Here is a 23,446-nt window from a genome sequence, read left to right as displayed (position 1 = left end):
TTTACGATCTACCTTGAAAAACACCTAAAATAATTAGGGCATTGGCTCAAATTAATTCGATTTTTATGACTTTACATATTTTTTTTGCTAAGTCAGGCCTTATTTAAAGAAAAAATAACATAAAGTTTTTGATAGATACTTGTTTTTTTTAGCTTTAAGAACTGTATATGATGAACCTGATCAAAAAACTTGACTAGGCTTTATTAAAATAATTTTATTATCAAACCAAACTAAATTACTGTAAATGAAAGGTCCTCCAGTGCACAGAGGATCGTAAAGGTGCACGATCAGTGAAAACAAATTATTTCAAACAACCATTTTCAAACTATGAAAAAAATTCTATCAATTGCATTCGTGCTGGCTATGATTGTGGGACTATCGGTCTCAGCAAATGCCCAGCAGCGGATCTTGAAGGGAGTTGTGACTGCAACTTCTGATGGGTTACCCCTACCTGGTGTTACTATTTTGGATAAAGAAACCAAGGCGGGTACCACGACTAACGCAGATGGAGAATATTCCATCAATGTAAATGAAAATACAGTTCTGGTGTTTTCATTTATTGGTTTCACTTCCCAGGAGTTTACTGTGGGCAATCAAACTGAATTAAATGTGGCTTTGGATGAAGACGCCTCTGACCTAAGTGAAGTGGTTGTCACTGCCTTCGGTATGGAGCGTGACAAAAAAGCACTGGGTTATTCTGTTACGCAGCTGTCGGGTGATAAATTCACTGAATCCCGTGCAGTAAATCTAGGAAATGCGCTTACTGGTAAAATAGCTGGGGTTAATGTGACACCGCCTTCAACAGGTGCAGCAGGTTCTACTAGAGTAGTAATCCGAGGAGGCTCTTCTTTGACAGGAGCAGATCAGCCACTTTATGTTGTTAATGGAGTGCCTATCGAGTCAGGCAACTTAGGAAATGCAGGTATGTGGGGTGGTAGTGACGCAGGCGATGGATTGTCTTCCATCAATGCTGACGATATAGAAAGCATGACCGTGCTAAAAGGAAATACTGCAGCTGCACTTTATGGAGCAAGAGCTGCAAATGGTGTGATCATGATAACCACAAAAAAAGGAAGCACCAGAAAAGGTATTGGAGTGAGTTTTAACTCTAATTTCACAATAGACCAAGTGGTTGATCGCACTGAATTCCAACGAACCTATGGTCCAGGTCAGGATGGGTTGAGACCAACGTCTCAAGACCAGGCAATAAATACTGCGACTAACGGATGGGGTTCAGTTTATGATGGAGCTAATTCTATTCAGTTTGACAACGTGCAAAGACCATATTCTTACCTAGGTGAAGATTTCAATGACTTTTATAGAAATGGAAGCACCTGGAACAATTCGATTGCTCTATTCGGAGGAAGTGAGAATACAAACTATAGATTCTCATTTTCCAATCTAGATAACAAAGATGTTTTGCCAAGCGCTGGATATAAGAGAAATGTAGCCAGTATCAACGTAAACAGCCAGCAGGGTAAATTTACATTAGCTGTATCAGGACAGTATTCTAAGCAAGATGCCGAAAATAGACCACGTCTATCTGATTCCCCAGGAAATGCAAACTTTTCGATGGTGGTGAAGCCAGGTAATATTCCGTTAGATGTGATCAAAGGTGATCCTAATAATCCAGGTGCTTTGCCTGATGGAAATGAGCTTAGGTATCAAAGCAACACATTCCAGACAAACCCATACTGGGCAGCATATCAGTGGCAAAGACAGGATCAAACTGATCGTGTATTTGGTAATATGTCTCTTCGTTATGATTTTACTGATTGGTTGTTTTTGCAAGGTAGATTTGGTACTGATTTTCAGACCAGACAGGAAGATTCTTACGAAGCTTACGGGACAGCATTTAAGCCAAGAGGTAGTTACAATACATCTGCTAGAAGTTCCAGAGAAAACAATGCAGATGTAATGCTTGGATTCAACAAGTCTTTCGGAGATTTTGATGTAGATGCATTTTTGGGTGGTAGTACACTTCGTAGAACTATCGAAAGTAAATCTGGTGGAGGAAATGACCTGGTGGTGCCATTCTTTGCTTCTGTTACCAACGTCGCTGCTCCAACTTTTGGATATGGTTTTTCTGAATTTGGGATAAATTCAATTTATGGCTCTGCCAATGTCGGTTATAAAAATGTAGTGTTTTTAAACGTCACTGGAAGACAAGATCAATTCTCTACACTTTCTCCAGAGAATAGCAAGATTTTCTATCCTTCGGTAGGCCTTAGTGCGGTGATATCTGATATGATTACCTTACCGGACTTCTTTACATTTATCAAAGTACGAGGTGGAGTCGCACAAGTAGGCGGTGGTGCACCAGACCCTTATGCACTTAACCTTACTTATGGATTAGTAGGTGCAGGTCACCTAGGGGCAAATTTAGGGCAGATCAACAACGGTTCTATTCCAAACTCAAACCTTGGACCATACCTTTCAACTGAATGGGAAATCGGTACAGACCTTAGATTCTGGGAAAATAGAATTGGGTTGGACCTAGCGTACTACAACAGACGGACGAATGATGATATTCTTAATACTGGTATCTCTGCACTTTCAGGTTTTGGTACGACTACAGTCAATATTGGAGAATTATCTAATAAAGGCGTGGAAGTTCTCCTGAACGTAGCACCATTTATCGGTGATTTCAGATGGGATGTTTCATTCAACTACGCGCACAATATTTCTGAGGTGCTTAGTCTAGGAACCAATGCAGCGGGTGACCCAATTGAATTTATTAATTTGGATGAATCAAGAGCTCAAAGAGAGCGAATCAGACATGTTGTTGGTGAGCCGTTAGGGGTAATTGCTGGTTTCAAACATCGCATGATCAATGGGCAGCCAGTTTATGATGCCAATGGATATCCAGTTACTACTGACGGGTATGAAACTATAGCGGAAGGTCGTCATCCTATCTCAGGTGGATTGACAAACACATTTTCTTATAAAGGTTTCCGTTTAATGTTCCTGATTGATTTCAGAGCAGGAGGTTCCATGATGTCTGGTACAAATTACTTCGCATATCAGCTAGGACTTCATGAGCATACGCTAGAAGGCAGAGACGGTTCATTGTCAGTTTCTGGAGTTAATGCGGAAGGTGCGCCACTTAACGTAACTATTCCAGCAGATCCTTCAGAACCTACCAGATATCTGATTGATAACTACTGGCAACAGTATTCCAGAGTGACCGAAAATGTAGTTTACGATGCATCATTTGCCAAGTTGCGAGAGTTTTCCTTTGGATATACATTCCCTTCTTCTTTCATCTCAAAGACACCATTCCAGTCTTTATCATTGTCTGTAGTGGGAAGGAACCTAGCATTGCTATGGTCTAATGTGCCAAACATCGATCCTGAAGCAGCATACAGTACTTCAGGCAACTCACAAGGCTTGGAATATTTCTCTGTTCCTGCAAATAGAAGCTTTGGTTTCAATCTATCTGCAAATTTCTAATCCATACGGCTCAAATTTAAACACAGAAATGATGAAGATATTTAATAAAATTTCAGGCGTAATGATGGCTGTTGCATTGCTAGGAACTACTTCCTGTAATGAGCAAGATTTATTGGATCTGAACGTAAATGACAATGCTGTCGAGTCTATCGATATGCAATATCTATTTTCTCTCGGTACCCTTCGTATCGGTGGAGAATATGAAAATACACGTGCAAACATGCTCTATGCTGCTACAATGATTCAGCATACCGCATCTACAGCTAGTTACTTCAGTGGAGATAAGTATTTCTATAATGCCGGCTATAGTGGCGCCTATATGGAAAGACATTTCACTGACGTGATCAGACTATTCAGCCAGGTGATCTCAGAGACCAATGATGATCCAAATGAAGCCAATGTAAATGCTGCAGCAACTATTCTAAGGGTATTTGATCTACACAGAATGACTGATATGTACGGTGATATACCTTACACTCAGGCTGGATATGGTTTGGAAAGTGAAGAAAACTGGTTCCCTACTTACCAGGCTCAGGAAGAGGTATATGACCTGATGATTGCTGATTTGAAAGCTGCCAGAGATAAGTTCTCAGATTCAGCACGACCTTTAGGAATCCAGGATTTTGTATATAATGGTGACCTATCAAAGTGGAGAAAGTTTGCTAACTCTTTATTAATGAGAATGGCGCTGAGAATGAGTAATGTGGCTCCTGCCAAAGCTCAGGAGGTATTCACTGAAGCTTTCAACAGCGGCGGATTTACTTCTAATGAGGACGCAGCGATGATCACTTATGCTGCAGGTCCACAGGGTGTAAACAGAAATGGCTTGAATGATGGCTATTGGAATACGTACAAATACTCCAGAGACTGTAAATTGTCCGAAACATTCATTGACTGGATGAAAGCTAACGATGACCCACGCCTGATGATTCTATCTGGCGGCGTTGGTAATCCTGAAGATGCATCTACTTGGAACACTAACCCTGAAGATCAAATAGGTCTCCCTAACGGTTATAATGCTACAAATCTTGTGGCGGCTGTTCCTCCAGGGACACTGGATGGATTTACTATAGTTCAGCAGAACTTTTCTATGCTAAATCTGAAGTATTTGGATTGGGAAGATCCTTACTATTTGCAGTCTTATGCAGAGGTAGAATTGATGAAGGCAGAAGCAGCATTGAAAGGTTGGATTTCAGGTGATGCTGGTACTTTCTTCGCTAATGGTGTAGCTGCGGCAATAAATTCTTGGGCAATGTTTGATGCCAGTTTTGCGACCAGCGCTGCAGATATCCAAAGTTACATAGACGGACGTGGTTTTTCGGCAGCATCCCAAGAGGATAAGTTGAAGCTAATCGGCGAAGAATTCTGGGCAGCAACGTACCTGAATGACTTAGAGTCTTGGGCTAACTGGAGAAGAACAGGTTATCCTGAGCTGACTCCTACGCAGGATCCAAATGCATTTGAAGGCAACTTTATTCCAAGGAGATTGAGATTCTGGGAATCTGAGATAGGTGCTAATCCTGAGAATTACGCAGCAGTGAAGGCGCGAATGGGTGGTGATGAATTTGCTACCAGAGTATGGTGGGACGGAGGAAATTAATTTCTAATCCTTGAATAAGTATCAGTTTTTTGAAAGAGGTTTCGATTAAGTTCGAAGCCTCTTTCTTTTTCTCTTACATTAGATTTTTGAATTCGTTTATAGTCCTAATTATACAATGAAATTAATAGGAGTTGATATTGGAGGTTCTCATATCTCAGCTGCTCAGGTAGAGTTGAAAGAAGGAAATGCTGTTTTTCATCATTTTCATGAAGCGGATGTGAATACATTTGGGGAACAAAATGCCATTGTAAGCGCATGGTCAAAAGTGATTTTGCAGGCGGCAGGTGATTCAAAGGATATTCAAGTAGGAATAGCTATGCCTGGCCCATTCAACTATGAGAAGGGCGTTTCTCTGATAAAAGATCAAGGGAAAATGGCTTCTCTTTATCAACTTTCTATCAAGGATTTACTCGTATCAAGTCTTGGCATATCTTCCGCTCAGATAGAATTTACAAATGATGCCGAGGCTTTTTTGAAAGGAGAAAGTTATGCTGGGGCTGGCAAAGACTTTCAAAACTCGATTGGGCTCACCTTGGGAACTGGACTTGGATCGGCGATCAAAGTGCAGGAGGTTGTGAAAGATGCGAAGCTATGGACAGCGCCTTTTCGTGATGGAATAGCAGAGGATTATTTGGGCACATCCTGGTTTGTGAAGTATGCTTTTGGGCAATTTGGGATAAAGATTTCAGGCGTAAAAGATTTGCTCAATAAGGGATTTGATTCAGGCGTTTCCAAACAAATCTTTGCGACGTTTGGAAAGACTTTGGGAGAGTTTTTATTTCCGTATTTGATTCGCTTACATTCTGAAGGAGTTGTTTTGGGAGGGAAAGTAAGTTTAGCAAGTGATCATTATTTACCTACAACGCAAGCCTATCTGGAAAGAATGGGCTACCCTGTCATCATCAAAAGGTCGGTTTTGGGCGAAAAATCAGCATTGATTGGCGCATGTTTATCATTCGTTTAGTTACTTTATTATTATGAATACAATTAAGTTTTATGCAATTTTTATAGGCCTGTTTATACTTGTTTTACTACCTGCTTTTCCACAGGAAAAGTATGATCTCATCATCATAGGAGGAGGTGCAAGTGGGACTTCAGCGGGTATTTCCGCAGGCAGGCTAGGGACTAAAACATTGATCATTGAGCCAACTCCATGGCTCGGAGGAATGCTGACTTCAGCTGGAGTTTCGGCTATAGATGGAAATCACCGCTTACCCTCAGGTGTTTGGGGAGAATTCAGAGCAAAACTAGAGAAATATTACGGAGGTTCAGATAAGCTTTCAACCGGTTGGGTGAGCAATACACTTTTTGAACCCAAAGTAGCTAATCAGATTCTTCAGGATATGGCTAAGTCGGTGAGCGAGTTGACTGTCTCTTTCGAAAGTGAATGGAAAGCCGCCTACTACTCCAATTCTACTTGGACCGTTAGCTATCTCCAGAATGGAAGGCCAATGGAGGTTGAAGCTCCCATGCTAATTGATGCCACAGAACTCGGAGACGTAGCTGCATCTCAAGGATTGCCGTATCGCCTCGGAATGGATGCAAGAGATGAGATTGGTGAAAGCTTTGCGCCAGCAGAAAGGAATGACATAATCCAGGATCTTACCTATGTTGTTACCCTGCAGGATTATGGAAAGGGGATAGATAAAACGATTCAAAAACCAACGGATTATGATCCAGCTGAATTTGCCTGCGCCTGTGCCCATGCTGATCCTATTTCAGACAAAGACCCAACATTGGACTGTGATAAAATGCTCAGTTATGGAAAGCTTCCCAATGGAAAATACATGATCAATTGGCCAAACTGTGGGAATGATTATTACCTGAACATCGTAGAAATGAATCCTGAAGAGCGGAAAGTCGCCTTGGAGGAGGCAAAGCAGGCGAGTCTCAGGTTTACCTATTATATCCAAAATGAGCTTGGCTATAAGAATTTGGGAATAGCTGAGGACGAGTACCCCACCTCAGATGATCTTCCGATGATCCCCTATCACAGGGAATCAAGAAGATACTATGGTTTGGTTGATTTCACCTTGCCTTATGTCAGGACTCCATATGAGGCTCCTAAACCCTTGTATAGGTCCGGCGTTGTGGTGGGCGATTACACCATTGATCACCATCACAAAAAGAATCCAAATGCCCCGGCAATTGAGTTTATAAAGATTCGTGTGCCTTCTTATACTATTCCACTGGGTTCTCTGATCCCAAAGGAACATCCAGCCTTAATTCTTGCTGAAAAAAGTATCTCCGTTTCTAATATTGTCAATGGGGCAACGCGACTACAACCTGTAGTTTTGGGTATAGGGCAAGCCGCTGGAGTATTGGCATCTGTTGCAATCAAAGAAAATAAAAACCTCAAGGGTGTTTCAATAAGGAGGGTTCAGGAAAAGCTGTTAACTCAAAATGCTTACCTCATGCCGTTCATCGATATGAAACCTAGTGATACAAATTTCGAGGCAATGCAGAAAATTGGAGCTACCGGCATTTTTAAAGGAGAAGGAGTTCCGTATTTATGGGCAAATCAAACATGGTTTTATCCTGAGCGACTAGTTACAGAATATGAATTGGTAGATGGTTTGCGACCACTATTTCCTGTGCTAAAAGATTTTTGGGGAGCTTCTGGTGATTGTCTGACTGGGCAGAGATTTCAGAAAATACTTGAGCTGATCAAGCAGGATATATCCTTCAAGGAAATTGCTCAGGCTTGGGAAAAGCATGGCTTAGCTGGAGAATTTATTATTGAAAGCAAGCTGAGCAGAGAGCAAGTTTCGGTTTTGTTAGATGAACTTTTGGATCCTTTTTCGAAAGAAGTTGATTGGAATGGGGATTACTAACTCCTTGTATTTAAGCTTAATCCATTCTCCCGTGCTTTCTCAGTGCTGTTCCTTCTGATTCTGTCAATGCATCACCTAAATCCGCTCTGGCTTCATCCGCTAACTGATTTAGCTTAGTGAGTATTTCAGGGTTGTTTTCAGACAAATCAGTGTTTTCGTTAGGGTCTTTTGACAGGTCAAAAAGTTGTGCCTTTTCCAGGTTGGCCATTTTATATTTCACAGGTATTCCGTCATTTCTCATCTCAGTTCCTTCAGGAATAGTGCGGTAAGTATGAGGAAACACCAACTTCCAACTTCCATAAATTACCGCTTGAAGTTCATTCTTATTGTAGTAGGCATAATAAGCTTTGTCTTCCATTTCTTTTCCTTCCAATAAGGGGCGTATGCTTCTTCCATCAATCTTCAATGCAGGCAAAGCTGCTCCACTGATCTCAGCCAGAGTGGGTAAAATGTCAATTGTCATAGCGGCTTCGTTTATAACTTGACCTGATGGAAAATGTCCAGGCCAAACAAATATCCCCGGTTCGCGAATACCTCCATCCCAAGACGTTCCTTTACCTTCTTTAAGTCCACCGGTCAATCCCGCATGACCTCCATACGAAAGCCAGGGTCCATTATCTGAGGTGAATATGATGATCGTGTTCTCTGCCAATCCTAATTCTTTCAGCTTTTTTCGTACTTCTCCTACGGACCAGTCCACTTCCATCATGACATCTCCATAGAGTCCTTGCTGGGATTTCCCTTTAAACTTATCCGATACAAAAAGAGGGACATGCGTCATGCTATGTGCCAAATACAGGAAGAAAGGCTTGTCTTTACTCTTTTCAATGAAAGCAAGTGCTTCTTCGGTGTAATTTGTGGTCAGCATGCTTTGGTCATCGAGCGTGTCGATCACAGCTGTATTTCTATAAAGTGGCAGAGGCGGGTAGTAATCTTTGGCCTCGGGGTGATGAGGCCACATATCATTGGAATAGGGAAGACCATAATAGGAGTCAAATCCCTGTTCAGTTGGTAGAAAAGGGGCGAGGTGTCCCAAATGCCACTTGCCCACCATGCCGGTTGCGTAACCATTGGCTTTCAGCATCTCCGCAATGGTAGTTTCTTCAGGATTCAATCCATGGGTTGCAGTGTGGTCTAGCGCTCCAAAAATCTCCAATCTATTGGCGTATGTTCCTGTGAGAAGCGCCGCTCTAGATGCGGAGCAAACTGCGTGAGGAACATAGAAGTTTGTGAACCTGACACCATCTGCGGCGAGCTGATCAAGATTCGGAGTTTTCCACTCGGTAGCGCCATACACTCCCAAATCGCCATAGCCCATATCGTCAGCAAAAATTAAGACGATATTAGGTTTCCGAGGGCTCTCCTCTGTTACTTTTTCTTCTTTATTTGCTTCACAAGAGGTGAAGAAAATCAAAAGTATAAGTGAAGAAAAAAGATACCTAGTGCTTTGGAAACGCATGTTTTATATGTTTTCTGTTGTTTCAATCTATTTTTTAGTCCCAACTTTAGTCCAGACCATATTCCCAATTTTCTCCCCTTGTTTGACGCCTTCCTCAATCGCATCACGAAAGTGAATGCCTCCATAAAGCCTGGAAATAGCAGCCTCTTCAGATGCGTAAAGAAAGGAAGGGAAAGGTCTTTCTGGCAAGCCAAAATAGGTTTCTGAGCTATCGATAAAGTCGAAATTATCTCCGAAATAGCCCGTCAAAACCACCGCAGAAGCTCTACTTATCACAGAATGTCCTGATGTGTATTCTGGGAAAGGCGGGGTTTGTAATAATGGTCTCCAGCGTTGATCCAGTTGCTGATTGATCACAGTTTCGGGGCGGATTCTATCCGTTTCATATTTTGCTTTCCAGCAGGAAATAAATGCATCATGAAGGGTCATTCCTACCAGTGCATGGATATAGGCAGTTTCTGCAAATGAAAGCGCTGCTTTTTGCGCAGCAATCCCCGTGATTCCGATCCAATGTCCTCCTGGGGATATTTTCTTCACTCCTATAGCCATATGTCCTGAAAACTGGACTTTGAAAGGATTGCAGTCCCAGAAGTTGGCGATCAATTTTTTTTCTTCGCCTAATTCATTGGTCGTAGTATAAACTTCCATCAATTGGGTATGAAATGAGCTGCCTTCCGTCATATCAAAAGGTGCCATTGGAGCAGGCTCATACTCATTCAGATTTTGAATGAAAAAGGGCTTGATAGTTTTCCATTCGGGTTCTACCGCAGCGATATAGGCTGGAGGGGTAGGGTACCAAAAGCCCTCTCCTTGTTGGGGAGTATAGCGGGTCAAGGTGGAAAGTTGAAGGTAGCCATCTTTTTTAGCGACTTCCATCACTTTTTTGGCAATCAAGGAGGCATAGTCTAGGTGTACTTGGAGTGATTTCTTGTTGATGATTTTTGCTTTTAAAGCGGTGTTAATCCAATCTTGCTGCTTTTCTTTTAATAAATAGCCTGATGGCATAATGGCTTCACCGACTTTCAGCATGGCATAAATTGCAGCAAATTCAGGCGAACTAAGCCCTGGATTTTCTACATCCCAATTTTGACCTGCCAGATACGTTTGACCTAAAATGTCCTGATGCTCAAATCCCATACCTGCTTCTTTGGAAATCAGGTAAGTAGCAAGCGTAGAATAGGCATATATTCTTGCTGCAACAGGAGGGCTAGCCACATCAGTCACCATTACTTCAGTGATGTGAAAGAGTTGCTGTGTATAGACTTTTGGCCAGTTGATTTCCTTTGGCTTAGCCAAGGATACATTCATCACCAAGCATGTGACAATTAGAATAGCAAAGGATGATTGTAAATATCGGTTCATCTGATGGTATAGCTTTCCAAAGGTTTCTGGTTGATTCCAAAAAGGAGATGGGTTCCAAAGGAAGTTTGAATTGGCAAAATAGACTTTATGTCCCCTTTGATGGCTAAACCTGATTCTGCGGGACTTAGTGGAGTGAAATTTCCTTTGCCATCGCCGATTAGGACCAAGCCCAAACCAGCATCCATTAACCCAATACGTATCCGCGTGTAAGTCTGATTACCTCCTAAAATCAGGTCCATATTACCATCTTGATTCAGGTCGATTGGTAAAATGCTGAAGACAGGGAATGATTGGGCGATTCTTGGGAGTGATTTGACTTCAAACCCGTTGCCGGTATTTTCTAAAACTACTGATTCTAAGATGTTTGCTTCCAGAATCTGAGACTTTTCTAACTCCTGAACTGTAAAAAGATCAGCCATGGTCGCTTTCGAGTAAGACGCATAATCGGTGAATCTACTCCGCATGCTTGCCATTTGATCTAGTAATTCATCCCGGCTTGGGTAAGGGTACATTTTGTCCCCGACGAAACATTCTAGTATTGGGTCGATTGATCCGTTTTGGTCAAAATCTGCCGCATATAGCCGGAGCTTTTTATTCTCATTTACTTCAAATTGAGAATTCAGGCCAAAGTTGCCAGCTATCAGATCCATATCCCCATCCCCGTCTAGGTCGGCTTTAGCTAGTGTGTTCCACCAGCCAGAAAGTGTTGTTGGAAGGTAAGAATTCGTCTTATTTTCAAATCCAGAACCTGAGTTGATCAAAACTGTAATTGGCATAAATTCACCTGCCAGAATCAAATCCATCTTTCCGTCGGAATTCATATCAATTAATTCTGAGGATGTGATTAATCCTAGTTTTCCTCCGTTCGGGAGGTATTCTTCAGTCTTATCGCTGAAGTTTCCTTTTCCATCATTGACGAGCAATTTGCTGGCAGGCACCATTGGATATCGGCCAGGAATCAGTCTGGCACCTACAAAAAGATCCAAGTGACCATCTCCGTTTGCATCAAAAGCCTGGGCAGTACCAGTACTAAAGGTATAAGCTGGAAATGAAGATTGACGGGTCAATCTGCCTTGTCCATCATTCAGATAAAGCCTGTCCTGAAGTGATTCATCTGAGCTTAGGTAATCATGGTAACCACCACTTCCGATGAAAAGATCTTCCATTCCATCGCCATTGAAATCTTCGAAAACAGCAACGGCATCAGTGAATTCATTTGACGACCGGAAACCAGAATAGTCCTTCCAAGTTCCATTCTCATAGGACATTATTTTTCCTGCCTGCCCTTTTGTCCCACCGATAAATAACTCTGGGTTTCCGTCTCCATTTAAGTCTCCTTGGGATAAAAACGGACTGATGTAGCTAGGCATTGTGAGCATCAGTGGCTGACGCTTGAAGTCATTGTATTGATTTGGTTCTGGATTGTATTTTGGGGCAAAATCACTCTTACTCAATATAGGAGAAGGTTTTCCTGTGGCTTGAGTTCTTTCAGAACTTTCTTTTTCAATAGTAATGTGCTGATTGGCTGTAATATTTTCGAGGAATTGTGTCGAGCCATCAGGCCATATAACTTGAATGGAAGGAATGGTGGAAATCTCCCCTAATCCAAATTGCAGCCTTGGGCTTACAGAAGATTGAAACCCTCTAACGGGATGCTCCTCTAAGGTTAGGTTTTCATCACCTGTAAATACTTCCACCTTCGCTCCGACGGCGTAGGTATTTAAAGAGTTTTCTTTTAGTGTGATTTGTAACCAATTCTTAGCAGCACTTACATTTTCGTAAATAGACGCTTGGTCATTTAGGTTATTTACGACTAAGTCTAGATCCCCGTCATTATCCAAATCAGCATATGCTGCACCACTGGAAAACCCCTTTTCACCAAACCCCCAATCCAACGATCGATCAGTAAAGTTTAGGGATCCGGTGTTTTCAAACATGTAATTATGAATAGGAGTGGAGGTCATGGTAGTGACCAGATGAAGGGTGTCCGCTTTCTCATTGGCCACAGCCTGCTTAAAATAGTAATCCCCCTTATACTTTAGAAAGTCCCGATTTGTGTAATCTCTGTAGTAGCCATTGGTGATGAAAAGATCTTTTTTACCATTATTTGTTGCGTCAAAAAACAAGGCAGACCAGCTCCAGTCACTGTTGGAAATGTTGGAAAGCTGCCCTACTTCAGAGAAAAGTCCATTTCCTTGATTAAGTTGGAGCATATTTCTCATGCTTTGGTGGTAAAAACCTTCTTTAATCATTAAGGCATATTGCTCGTAATTTTCTGGGCCGTAGAGTAGCTTTTGACGCTCATTGTCCTCAGGAAGCATGTCTAAGGTATAGATGTCCGGTTTGCCATCATTATTTACATCCGAAATATCAGCTCCCATAGAGAAATGAGAAATGTGCTGAAAGTAATCCGTCATTCGATCTGTAAAAGTCCCGTCGCCATTATTGATGTAGAGGTAATCAGGTTCTATATAATCGTTGGTGACTAGAATATCTGGCCAGCCGTCTTGATTGATGTCAGATGAAACAATGCCTAGTCCAAATCCCAAAGCTGAGCCTTTAATGCCCGCCTGTTCACTGATATCAATGAATTCCCCATTATCATTTCTATAAAGCTTGTCTCCGGCATAGGGGTGTCTGATTGTTTTGACCTCACTAAATTCAAGTTCATTGATTACTTCAATGTGGTGATTCAGCAAATACATGTCAAGATCCCCATCCTTGTCAAAATCAAAAAATAAGGCTTGGGTACTGTTAGACTTATCTGCTAAACCATAAGCTTCTGCCTTATCGGTAAATGTAAAATCACCTTGATTTATCCATAGTTCATTTCCTCTGGCAGCTGGACTTCCTTTTCCTGAATAGCAAACGTAAATATCCAAAAGACCATCTCCATTTACATCAGCCATACTGACACCAGTGGTCCAGACATCTTTTCCTCCGACTCCTGCCGATTTTGTTTTATCCTCGAATTTCCAGTTACCAAGATTTCGGTAAACTTTATTGGAAGACATATTTGCTGTGAAAAAGAGGTCTTCCAGGCCATCATTATCCAAGTCGCCGATGGCTACCCCACCGCCGTTGTAAAAGTATTCGTAGCGGAGGATATTATTCTTTTCATCTTCTTTCAGTTGATTCTTGAAAGTGACTCCAGATTTTTTATTGGAGATTTTTTCAAATTTTGGTGAAGAAGTCTGAGCTCGGCTAGGGGGTGTTCTGGTGAGAAATATGAATGACCCTAAAGTCAGTAATAAGACTGTCCTTGATTTGTTAAGGAAATTCATAAGTATTTACAACTTCGAAGTTTAGCTCCAATCAATTGATTACATCTTCGAATAGTTTTTCGTTTACGACGGCAACTCCACCCAAAAGGCCTACATCTTCACCTAATTGATAGAGGGCGATTTTGGACTTCTCACGAGATTTGGCCATGCTGTAAATATTCAAAGCTTGTTGAATTGGAGTGATTAAGTATTGATTTGCTTCGGCAACTGATCCACCGATTATTATAAGTTCAGGGTTTAAGACCTGTATAAGCATGGAGATTCCTCTACCGAGGTCAAGTCCTGCCTCTGACAGGATTGTGATTGCTCTTTGGTCACCGGATAAAGCCGCATCTACCACAAGATTTGGCATAATATCACCTTCCTGAGTTCTGGCCATTCGCGCTAAAATGCTGTCTTTGTCCAACTTAATTGCTTCCTCAGCCATTTTTACGATTGCTGTGCCAGAAGCCACTGCTTCCAAACAACCTTTTTTGCCGCAAATGCAGGTTACGTCTCTGGACTCAAAGATCGGGGAATGGCTGAACTCTCCTGCAAATCCTGAAGCTCCTTGATACAATTTTCCATCAATAATAATCCCCAATCCAATGCCCCAGCCAATAAATAGTCCAAGAACATTCTTATAGCTATGGTCTGTCGCAAATTTATACTCCGCGAGCGTCATGGCACGGGCATCATTTTCCAAGAAAATTTTCTTAGAAAATCTGGATTCTAGATTTTCCAGAAGTGTTTTTTCTCCATATCGCAAATAAGTATAGTTCACGCCACCGATAGAATCTGTCAATCCAGGCATAGAAAAGCCCATGGCAATTACTTTATGAGCTGGAATACCTGTCTTCTCCAGGTAAGCTTCAATGAGTGTGCAGATTCGCTCAAACGTTTCCTTTTCGTTGTCTAAGTTGATCCTGTGACTTTCCTTTTTTGTGGTCAGGGTTTGGTTACAAGAGTAAAGCGCCAAGTTCATATTGAACTTAGAAAGATCTACAGATAGCACGTAGAATGCATCAGGAGCCAACCTGTATAGATCCGGCTTACGTCCACCCTGTGATTCAGCTCGTCCTTGTTTGATTACTTCCCCACTAGAGATCAAGTCACCTAAGAGTGAATTGACGGTGGGTAGGGAGATCCCAACTTCAGCGCATATTTCACTGGCAGTATTTGCACCCTTTGTATAGAGGTTTTTAATAATCTTAATCTTATTTAGGTAGCTTTTGATTTCTACCACTCCATCCATTTTTTGGATGATCTCTTGAGGATTTATTAGGTGCATAGGTCTAAGTTATGCCTGAATTACGGCAATTTTTGATTTTCAAAAAAGCACTTTATTAAAAAAATAAGATAACATGATAAAATTTGAAATCATATCGTCTAATTCCTGAGTACAGGGATGAGATTTTTTACAAAAGATTTCAAATGTAAGTGGGATTTCGAATAATTCTTTTTTAGAATGATTTGGTTAATTTTGACTTTCACCTTTTAAGATTTACATGGATTTATTACAAAGTACCGGTCAACTAAATGAAAATGAGGTATTTCAAAAAGTAGAGGATTTTTTGAAAGAAAAAGGCTTTAGGATTAAGGTCAAAGATGATACAAGACCATGGGGAGGTTTTTTAGTATTAGACGAAGCCCAAATCCGTGAATTTGCTGCAATGTTTTTCGAAGAGATAGATCTGTCTGAGACTCAACTATCTCAGAAATTAAGCCCAAAATTTTTATTGGTTGCACCTGGAGCCCGCCTTTCTTGGCAATATCATTTCCGAAGGGCAGAACTATGGAAGCTCATCGATGGAGAAGCAGGAATAGTCAGAAGTGAGACAGATGAATTAGGAGAGTTAAAGAAAATGGAAGCTGGCAAAACCATTTCCTTGGCACAAGGTGAACGACACAGATTGGTGGGGTTGGATTCGTGGGGAATAGTGGCGGAAATCTGGATGCATGTAGATCCGGAATACCCTTCTAATGAAGAAGATATAGTTAGGGTAGAGGATGATTACGCTAGAAAATAAAAAAAAGCTCGGAAATTAATCCGAGCTTAAAAAGCTTAAAGTTTGTCGTCCGTAGCTCAATCACCCTTAAACATTCTAATAGTTAAAAAAAATCCTACAGGACTAGTTTAAATAGTGATTGAATTTAAATGTAAATATTTGAAATACAAAATTTTACATTTAAAAAGTGCAAGATCGCGGTCGAAAAGCCTTTTATAGCTTTTCTATCTTTTTAGCTATCTCCTCAGCTTCTGCTGCCAATCGATCAGCTTCCTTGCGATTGATCTGTGATGCCTTGTGTACCTCACTTAATTTTTTGGTGTAGGCTTCCTGCAGCTTTTCTTTCTCTGATTTCTTTTTGAATAGTCCGAACATTTGCTTTTTCTATTTCAACAAATAGCCTAACGGTATTGTTACGAATTAATTAAAAATAAGCACGTCGGAGAGTGATTCTTCCTGGATTTGATCTGCCTTATAATTGATCAAATCTTCCAAGCGACCTGCGGGATTATAGTATCTCCAAGGTCCTTCTTTTTTTCCATCTTTCATTTGACCTTCGGAAGCTTTCCTTCCATTTTCATGGTAGAAAATCCAAGTGCCATCAGCCTTACCCGAAACATAATTACCTTCTGATTCTTTTTTGGCATTTACATAATAGGTGATTCGGGTTCCGTTTCCGTCTTTTAAAGTGCCTTTGTCCAAAGTAGAACTTCCGTCATAACTGTTGTATTCGCTTACATTCATCAGACGACCATTGTCCCAGAATTCCTCCTGGGTCAACTGTTTGTTGTCGTAAAAAAGGCCCCAGATTCCATTTTCAAAACCAATATTATAGCTACCGACAGATTTTAGTTGCCCGCCGTCATAGTAGTACACCCATTGTCCATCCTCCAGTCCTAAGCTGTATTCTCCTTCCGCTACGAGAATTCCTATCTTATTGAAGTATTTCCATAGTCCTGTTTTTAAGTCATTTCTATATTCTCCTATGGAATAGATCTCACCATCTGGGAAGAAATTTTTCCAAATGCCGGTCTTCATCCCATTGCTGTATTGTCCGGAAACTGAGATTTGACCAGAACTGTGGTATTCTACGTAGTCACCGACAGGAACTCCTAGATCATAAGTTTTACGTTTGGCGATTTCTTTGGTAGGAAAATATTCTTCCCAGGTGCCTACTGCAATACCATTCTCATATTTTTCGATTCTTGCCAGCCGTTTGTTTTCATAGTAATATTTCCAAGTACCTACCCGGTTGCCATTTTCATCATAGTATTCCTCTGATTCTATTGTTTTTGTGCCGGGAAAATAACGGGTCCATTCGCCAATTTTTTTGCCGTTTTTATAATTTCCCTCTTCTACAACTAGATTAGGATAGGTGAGTCTTTTATAAGCTCCTTCTAATTCCCCGTTCTTATAGACTGCTTCAGTAATCAATTCACCATCGGGATCATATTCTAAGAATGGTCCTTCCTTAACTCCATTTACATAAAATTCACGAGTGGCAACCTCACCGAAGTTATAGTATTCAACCCACTGACCTACTTTTTTACTGTTTTCATATTGTCCTTCCAGTGATACTTGAGTGGCATCTATGTACTCTGGCACTCCGGTTCTTCCGAAATATTCTATGTACTTGCCTACAATGACGGAATCTTGAAAAACCATTTCTTTCTTGAGGGCCCCGTCAGCATCATATATTTTAGAAGGGCCAAAAAGTATCCCGTCTTTATATTCTGCTACCACCTTTCTTTTGCCATCTGGATAAAAACTACTCCAAGTGCCTTCCCGAACCCCATTTCTAAATGTTCCTTCAGTAAGTAAAGTATTCGTTTTTGGATTGTAATACTTCCATAACCCTTCGCGCAAAGAATTGGTTATTACGCCTGCTGCCATTAGTGTTGAGTCGGAATTGTATTGCCGAACCATTGAACTTTCCTGGCCAAATAGGGGAGTGCTGAGAAGTATGAAGGCTATAAGAATATATTTCATGTGTTTATAATTTGATTTTTAATGGCCACATGGAATCTTCGCAAGCATTATAATCATACCTCTGTGTGTCGCTTTGGGTCATGCTCGATTTCATATGTTTATAATTGATCTTTAAAGGCTATATGGAATCTCGCAGCGATTATACTCATGCCAGTGTGTGACTTTTTAGTTATGCTCGATTTCATAAAGTTTTTATTTCGTCTAGATTTCACGGGTTAGTTGAAATCTTTCAAAAAGGATAATCTGATTAGTTTACGGAGGAATTTGATTCCTGTTTAAAAATAAGTTAATTCCAGCTTTATCCCATTTTTTCTGAAAGTATCTGATTTAGATTTATTAGTTCATCCAATATTTTGGTCTTTATTTCAGTTGCCGAACTGATTTCTATAACCTTATGCCACTGATAAAAAGGTGAATTTTCCACTTCATTTAAAGTGGGTAAATTACTCGACGCTCCTTTCAGAATGATTTCAGGATAATCCCAAGGCGATTCTGATAAATCAAATTGCCAGTTTTGTTGGGTTAATTCAATTAAGGGAGCCTTAGAATGATTTTTACCAATAAGAACAAAAAGGAAAAGTCCGTGACCAAACCAGTTTAAAACACGAATATTCAATCCATCATTCGGGCTAAAATCACGAATCAAATCCAAAACCTGATATGGATAGCCCAAAAGGTCATTTCCTTTGGAAAGCTTCAATCCGCGACTCTTGGGGTGAATTTCAAGAAGAGCCTCCAAGTCTATTTCATTTCCTACATCAGAAAGGATATTCCAGAATTTAGCTTTTAGCCTGTTTTGGCGTGGGATGATTTCCCGGTTCAGCCAGAGATTAAGGTCTAAAGAATTGGATTCCTCTGCCATTTACCACTGAAGTAATGCGGAAGCCCAAGTAAAGCCTGAACCAAAAGCTGCCAGGCAAATCAGGTCACCTTCCTTGATTTTACCATTTTCCCAGGCTTCACTAAGTGCGATCGGAATCGTAGCAGCAGTAGTGTTTCCTTTAGTCATAATATTGTTAAATACTTTTTCATCAGGAAGTCCAAGTTGCTTTTGGATGTATTGACTAATACGAAGGTTCGCCTGATGTGGGACTAGCAAGTCTATGGCTGATTGTTCCAGTTGATTAGCTTCAAGTGCCTCTTTTATTACTTCCATGAAACGAACAACAGCATGTTTGAAAACCGCATTGCCGTTCATTTTCAGAAAGAAACTGCCAGATTCTATCAGTTCTGGAGAAATCCTGACCTCACGGCTACTTCCAGGATCTTTGCAATACAACTCTTCTGCATGTTCTCCTTGAGCGTGAAGGTGGGTAGAAAGTATTCCAGGTTGATCAGATTCAGTGGCTCCAAGTATAGCAGCGCCTGCGCCATCCGCAAAAATGACAGAGCTGGAGCGGCCTTCGTCACTTTTGTCTAAAGCTGAAGATTGGATCTCAGCTCCGACGACGAGTATTTTCTTGTACATGCCAGTTTTGATAAACTGATCTGCAATGGATAGTGCGTAAATAAATCCAGAGCAAGCATTTCTAATATCCAATGCGCCGATAGTCCCCATGCCTAATTCACGCTGTAGTAAAACGCCATTTCCAGGAATAAAATAGTCAGGAGTGATGGTGGCAAAAACTATGAAATCTATCTCTTCAGGCTTAACTCCTGCTCTTTCCATCGCCATTTCCGAAGCATGTTTGGACATGCTGGTGACGGTATCAACTCCCGGGGTAAACCAATGTCTGGATTCTATTCCAGTCCTTTCGACGATCCACTCATTATTTGTGTTCATCATCTCAGAGAGCTCGTGATTGGTCACACTTCTTTCCGGTACATAATGACCAACTCCTAGAATCCTGGATTTTTGCATGTCAATTTGGGTTTTCTTTAAATTGACTGACAATATCGCTAGATCAATTTACTCTAGCAAAGACGACTAAGATAAGCGGTAGAATTAACCAAAAAGCGTGTAATTTCCATGCTGATCCATGGGAGAGGTTTTGCGCATTACTGCAGGACTGTCATTCTGTACAGAATTAACTAAAGGTGAGACCGTAAAGCCCAGCATAGAATCAGCTGAATAGGGTTTTAATAAGGTCAGAAGCTCATCTTCCTCGGTATATTTGTCCAACCACTTTTTCTCTGCATTTCTATCAAAAATAACCGGCATACGGTCGTGAACGCCAGAAACCACTGAATTTGGAGTGGTAGTTAAGACTAAAAATGTGTGCTGGGTTTCTCCGTTTACAGATTCGTATTCTTCCCATATTCCTGCAAAAGAAAATAGCTCATCTTCCCGTAAGGTAAATCTATACGGAACGGAAGTTTTTTTACCTAGTCGCTTCCATTCATAGAATCCATCTGCTGGAATAATACATCTACGCTGTCTGAAAGCAGTTTTGAAAGAGATTTTCTCATTCACTGTCTCCGCTTTTGCATTGATGAGCTTCTGAGATACCGGTCTATTCTTGCCAAAATCAGGAGTGATTCCCCAGTAGAAAAAGGAAAATCCTTTAGGGCTCTGAGAAGTGATTACAGGTACAAGCTGTGTGGGAGCAATATTATATCTAGGTTTCAGGTCTGACATCATTTCCGCCTGAAAGCGCTCTTCAAGTTCTTCTTTACTCTTGCTAAGGGAATATCGTCCACACATAATTTTATATCGCTGTAATTGGCAGGAAGTTAGATAACAGCGCTTATAAATTCAACTGCCCGCTGTTCGGAATAATAAGGTTTTTGTGAATTTGCCGGACTGAAACCTACATGCCCACCATGCTTAGGGAATTCGAAATAGACCTGATCCAGTGTTTTGGCAAGTTTTGTTGGAAAGCATTTTTCACTCAGAAAAGGGTCATTTTGAGCATTTAAGACCAATGTTGGGACTTTTATCTGATCGAGAAAATACAAAGAAGAATTGACTTCATAGTATTCCTCAGCATCTGCAAAGCCGTGAAGAGGCCCAGTAAAAAAATCGTCAAAATCAGCCAAAGTTTTAATATTTCTTAGAGTTTCTACTGGGATTTGACCCGGATGAGCAGCAGATTTATCGATTACTTTCTTTTTCAGGCTTCGCAAAAAGCGCTTAGAATATAAAGTGTTTTCGGTTTCAGAGATTTTTCTGGATGAACTTCCTAAGTGTAAAGGAACAGAAATGGCTACACCACGATGTATTTTAGAAAGGCTATTTCCTTTTTCTCCCAGATATTTTAGCGTCAGATTTCCACCCAAGCTAAATCCAACCAAATTGATTTCTTCATAAGCATCATAAACATGCTGCACCACTAAATCAAGATCGTAAGTAGCTCCTGAATGATAGAAAATCACTTGTTTGTTCATCTCAGCGCTGCAACTTCTAAAGTTCCAGGTGAGTACATCATACTCTTTTTTCAAAAAAGAATTCACCATTCCAAGCATGTAGGATCGAGTGCTGTTTCCTTCCAAACCATGGCTAATAATGACAAGTTTGGCTTTTCCCTGGCGATACCAATCCAAATCAAGAAAATCTCCATCAGTTGTTAAAATTCTCTCTTTAACTGGATTAGGGGCTACAACTTTCCTGAAAAGTGAAGGGTAAATAGTTTCTAAGTGTCCGTTAAACAGCCACTTGGGTCTGGTGTAGGAGTAGTTTTCTAAAAGGGGCATATCAGGGGGATAGGGTTTAAGGGCTGAAATGCTTGGGGAAATTACTAGTTTTAAATTTGAATAAAGCCATTATAAAAACTATTTTTGGACACTTTAAAAACGAATTAGCGCGGAATAACCTATGGCCGAAATAATAAGAATGCCTAAAATGAGCGACACCATGGAAGAAGGTGTGATTGCTGCATGGTTGAAGAAAGTTGGAGATTCAGTGAAACCAGGTGATATCCTGGCTGAAGTAGAGACCGACAAAGCAACTATGGAGCTTGAATCCTACGACGAGGGTGTGCTTTTATATATTGGAGTTAAAGAAAAAGATGCAGTGCCTGTGAACGGTGTGATCGCTGTGATCGGAGAGAAAGGTGAGGATTACCAACACCTACTTGAAGGTGGTGATGCTCCGAAATCAGATAGCAAGGAAGAAACTCCTAAGGAAGAGAAGAAAGAAGAAGAGAAAAAGGCTGAACCAGCCAAATCTGAATCTTCAGAAGAGAAAATTGACACCTCAGGCATTAATGCCATCGTGATCACTATGCCAAAGATGTCTGATACCATGCAAGAGGGAACGATTGCATCGTGGTTGAAGAAAGTTGGTGATGATGTGAAATCCGGTGAGATCATCGCTGAGGTGGAAACTGATAAAGCTACTATGGAACTGGAGTCTTATGACGACGGAACCTTATTATATATAGGAGTTGAAGCTGGGGATTCAGTTCCTGTTGATGGGGTGATCGCTGTCATCGGTGAAAAGGGAGCAGATTTCGAAACACTTTTGAAAGCTCAAAAATCAGAATCTTCTGAAGCTCCTGCAGAAGAGAAATCAGAACCTGCGAAAGAGGAGAAAAAAGAGGAAGCACCTAAAGCTTCTTCTGCACCAGCTGCAAGTAGCGCACCTACGACTACTGCGGATGGCGATAGATTGAAAGCATCTCCTTTGGCTAAGAAAATGGCTGAAGATAAGGGAATAGATATCCGTACGGTAAGTGGTTCTGGTGAAGGCGGAAGAGTTGTAAAGAGGGACGTTGAGAACTTTGTTCCTGCTGCTGCTCCACAAGGAGGTGAGGCTGTAGGAACTGCAGCTCCAGGTCTAGGCGTAGAGAGCTTCAAAGAAGAGAAGGTTTCTCAGATGAGAAAAGTGATTGCGAAGAGACTTGCAGAAAGCAAGTTTGGCGCGCCACACTTCTACGTGACCATGGAAATCAACATGGACAAGGCGATTGAAGCCAGAAAAAGCATGAATGAAATCGCTCCGGTGAAGATTTCGTTTAACGATATGGTGATCAAGGCAACTGCGGCTGCTTTGCGTCAGCATCCTAAAGTGAACTCAAGCTGGCTGGGAGATAAGATCAGATACAATGACCATATCCATATCGGAATGGCAGTAGCTGTGGATGAGGGACTTTTGGTTCCGGTGATCAGATTTACTGATAGCCTTTCACTTTCTCAGATTTCTACCCAGGCCAAAAGCCTAGGAGGAAAAGCTAAAAACAAAGAGCTTCAGCCTAAAGATTGGGAAGGAAATACCTTCACTATCTCCAACTTGGGAATGTTCGGAGTGGACGAATTCACCGCAATCATCAACCCACCGGATGCATGTATCCTAGCAGTTGGTGGTATAAAGGAAACGGTAGTAGTAAAAGATGGCCAGATGCAAGTCGGTAATGTGATGAAGGTGACTTTATCTTGTGACCACAGAGTTGTGGATGGTTCTGTAGGAGCTGCGTTCCTGATTACTTTGAAAAGCTTACTCGAAGATCCAGTAAGAATACTGGTTTAAGAATATTAAAAACTGCCAAAAAGTCCTGATTTCAGGACTTTTTGCTTTTTGTACGTTTATTGGTAAGTAT

Annotated in this window: 16 protein-coding genes; 6 read left to right on the top strand and 10 right to left on the bottom strand. The window is 41.1% G+C overall.

Translation table 11 applies throughout. The features are described 5' to 3' along the window. The first annotated feature begins 327 nt into the window (after positions 1-327). From BM386_RS11885 to BM386_RS11870, 4 genes are all read left to right on the top strand, one after another. On the top strand, positions 328-3,453 hold the full coding sequence (locus tag BM386_RS11885) for a SusC/RagA family TonB-linked outer membrane protein (protein ID WP_091694247.1): 3,126 nt from the start codon (positions 328-330) through the stop codon (positions 3,451-3,453). Positions 3,454-3,484: 31 nt separating this feature from the next. Beyond that, the gene (locus BM386_RS11880; protein WP_091694523.1) at positions 3,485-5,053 is read left to right on the top strand and encodes a SusD/RagB family nutrient-binding outer membrane lipoprotein; all 1,569 of its coding nucleotides are present in this window, start codon (positions 3,485-3,487) and stop codon (positions 5,051-5,053) included. A 115-nt stretch (positions 5,054-5,168) separates the two neighbouring features. Continuing rightward, on the top strand, positions 5,169-6,017 hold the full coding sequence (locus tag BM386_RS11875) for an ROK family protein (protein WP_091694243.1): 849 nt from the start codon (positions 5,169-5,171) through the stop codon (positions 6,015-6,017). Positions 6,018-6,030: 13 nt separating this feature from the next. Next, positions 6,031-7,887 (top strand): FAD-dependent oxidoreductase, encoded by a 1,857-nt coding sequence (locus BM386_RS11870; RefSeq protein WP_091694241.1) that lies wholly within the window; start codon positions 6,031-6,033, stop codon positions 7,885-7,887. Positions 7,888-7,903: 16 nt separating this feature from the next. Here BM386_RS11870 and BM386_RS11865 read toward each other — a convergent pair whose 3' ends face one another. From BM386_RS11865 to BM386_RS11850, 4 genes are read right to left on the bottom strand one after another with little or no spacing between them, the layout of a single operon-like run. Further along, positions 7,904-9,346 carry a sulfatase family protein gene (locus tag BM386_RS11865; RefSeq protein WP_091694238.1) on the bottom strand — a complete coding sequence of 481 codons (1,443 nt, stop codon included), beginning with the start codon at positions 9,344-9,346 and terminating at the stop codon, positions 7,904-7,906. Positions 9,347-9,373: 27 nt separating this feature from the next. Then, positions 9,374-10,708, bottom strand: coding sequence for a vanadium-dependent haloperoxidase (locus BM386_RS11860; RefSeq protein WP_091694235.1), 1,335 nt, complete (start codon positions 10,706-10,708; stop codon positions 9,374-9,376). Continuing rightward, complete coding sequence (locus tag BM386_RS11855; protein WP_091694232.1) at positions 10,705-13,992, bottom strand: VCBS repeat-containing protein; 3,288 nt, start codon at positions 13,990-13,992, stop codon at positions 10,705-10,707. The genes BM386_RS11860 and BM386_RS11855 overlap by 4 nt, the downstream gene beginning before the upstream one ends. A gap of 31 nt (positions 13,993-14,023) precedes the next feature. Beyond that, positions 14,024-15,262: an ROK family transcriptional regulator gene (locus BM386_RS11850; RefSeq protein ID WP_091694230.1), complete on the bottom strand. Its 1,239-nt coding sequence runs from the start codon at positions 15,260-15,262 to the stop codon at positions 14,024-14,026. 217 nt (positions 15,263-15,479) lie between these two features. On the opposite strand from BM386_RS11850, the gene BM386_RS11845 reads away from it, so the two are divergent. Next, complete coding sequence (locus tag BM386_RS11845) at positions 15,480-16,001, top strand: cupin domain-containing protein (RefSeq protein ID WP_091694227.1); 522 nt, start codon at positions 15,480-15,482, stop codon at positions 15,999-16,001. A gap of 192 nt (positions 16,002-16,193) precedes the next feature. On the opposite strand, the gene BM386_RS23470 is transcribed toward BM386_RS11845, so the two are convergent. The 6 genes from BM386_RS23470 to BM386_RS11820 form a co-directional block, all read right to left on the bottom strand. Then, entirely contained in the window at positions 16,194-16,355 is a 162-nt protein-coding gene (locus BM386_RS23470) for a Lacal_2735 family protein (RefSeq protein WP_139235896.1), read from the bottom strand. A gap of 45 nt (positions 16,356-16,400) precedes the next feature. Continuing rightward, entirely contained in the window at positions 16,401-17,969 is a 1,569-nt protein-coding gene (locus BM386_RS11840; RefSeq protein WP_091694223.1) for a toxin-antitoxin system YwqK family antitoxin, read from the bottom strand. A 298-nt stretch (positions 17,970-18,267) separates the two neighbouring features. Continuing rightward, positions 18,268-18,831 carry a hypothetical protein gene (locus BM386_RS11835; RefSeq protein ID WP_091694219.1) on the bottom strand — a complete coding sequence of 188 codons (564 nt, stop codon included), beginning with the start codon at positions 18,829-18,831 and terminating at the stop codon, positions 18,268-18,270. Next, entirely contained in the window at positions 18,832-19,830 is a 999-nt protein-coding gene (locus tag BM386_RS11830; RefSeq protein ID WP_091694214.1) for a 3-oxoacyl-ACP synthase III family protein, read from the bottom strand. Between the two features lie 84 nt (positions 19,831-19,914). Beyond that, on the bottom strand, positions 19,915-20,613 hold the full coding sequence (locus BM386_RS11825; protein ID WP_091694209.1) for an SOS response-associated peptidase: 699 nt from the start codon (positions 20,611-20,613) through the stop codon (positions 19,915-19,917). 29 nt (positions 20,614-20,642) lie between these two features. After that, entirely contained in the window at positions 20,643-21,602 is a 960-nt protein-coding gene (locus tag BM386_RS11820) for a YheT family hydrolase (protein ID WP_091694200.1), read from the bottom strand. A gap of 121 nt (positions 21,603-21,723) precedes the next feature. Here BM386_RS11820 and BM386_RS11815 point away from each other — a divergent pair, with 121 nt between their 5' ends. Further along, positions 21,724-23,376: a pyruvate dehydrogenase complex dihydrolipoamide acetyltransferase gene (locus tag BM386_RS11815; RefSeq protein WP_091694198.1), complete on the top strand. Its 1,653-nt coding sequence runs from the start codon at positions 21,724-21,726 to the stop codon at positions 23,374-23,376. Positions 23,377-23,446 lie beyond the last annotated feature (70 nt).

It is taken from the genome of Algoriphagus locisalis, assembly GCF_900116615.1.
Lineage (GTDB): Bacteria > Bacteroidota > Bacteroidia > Cytophagales > Cyclobacteriaceae > Algoriphagus > Algoriphagus locisalis.
This window is presented reverse-complemented; position numbering and strand designations above follow the sequence as displayed.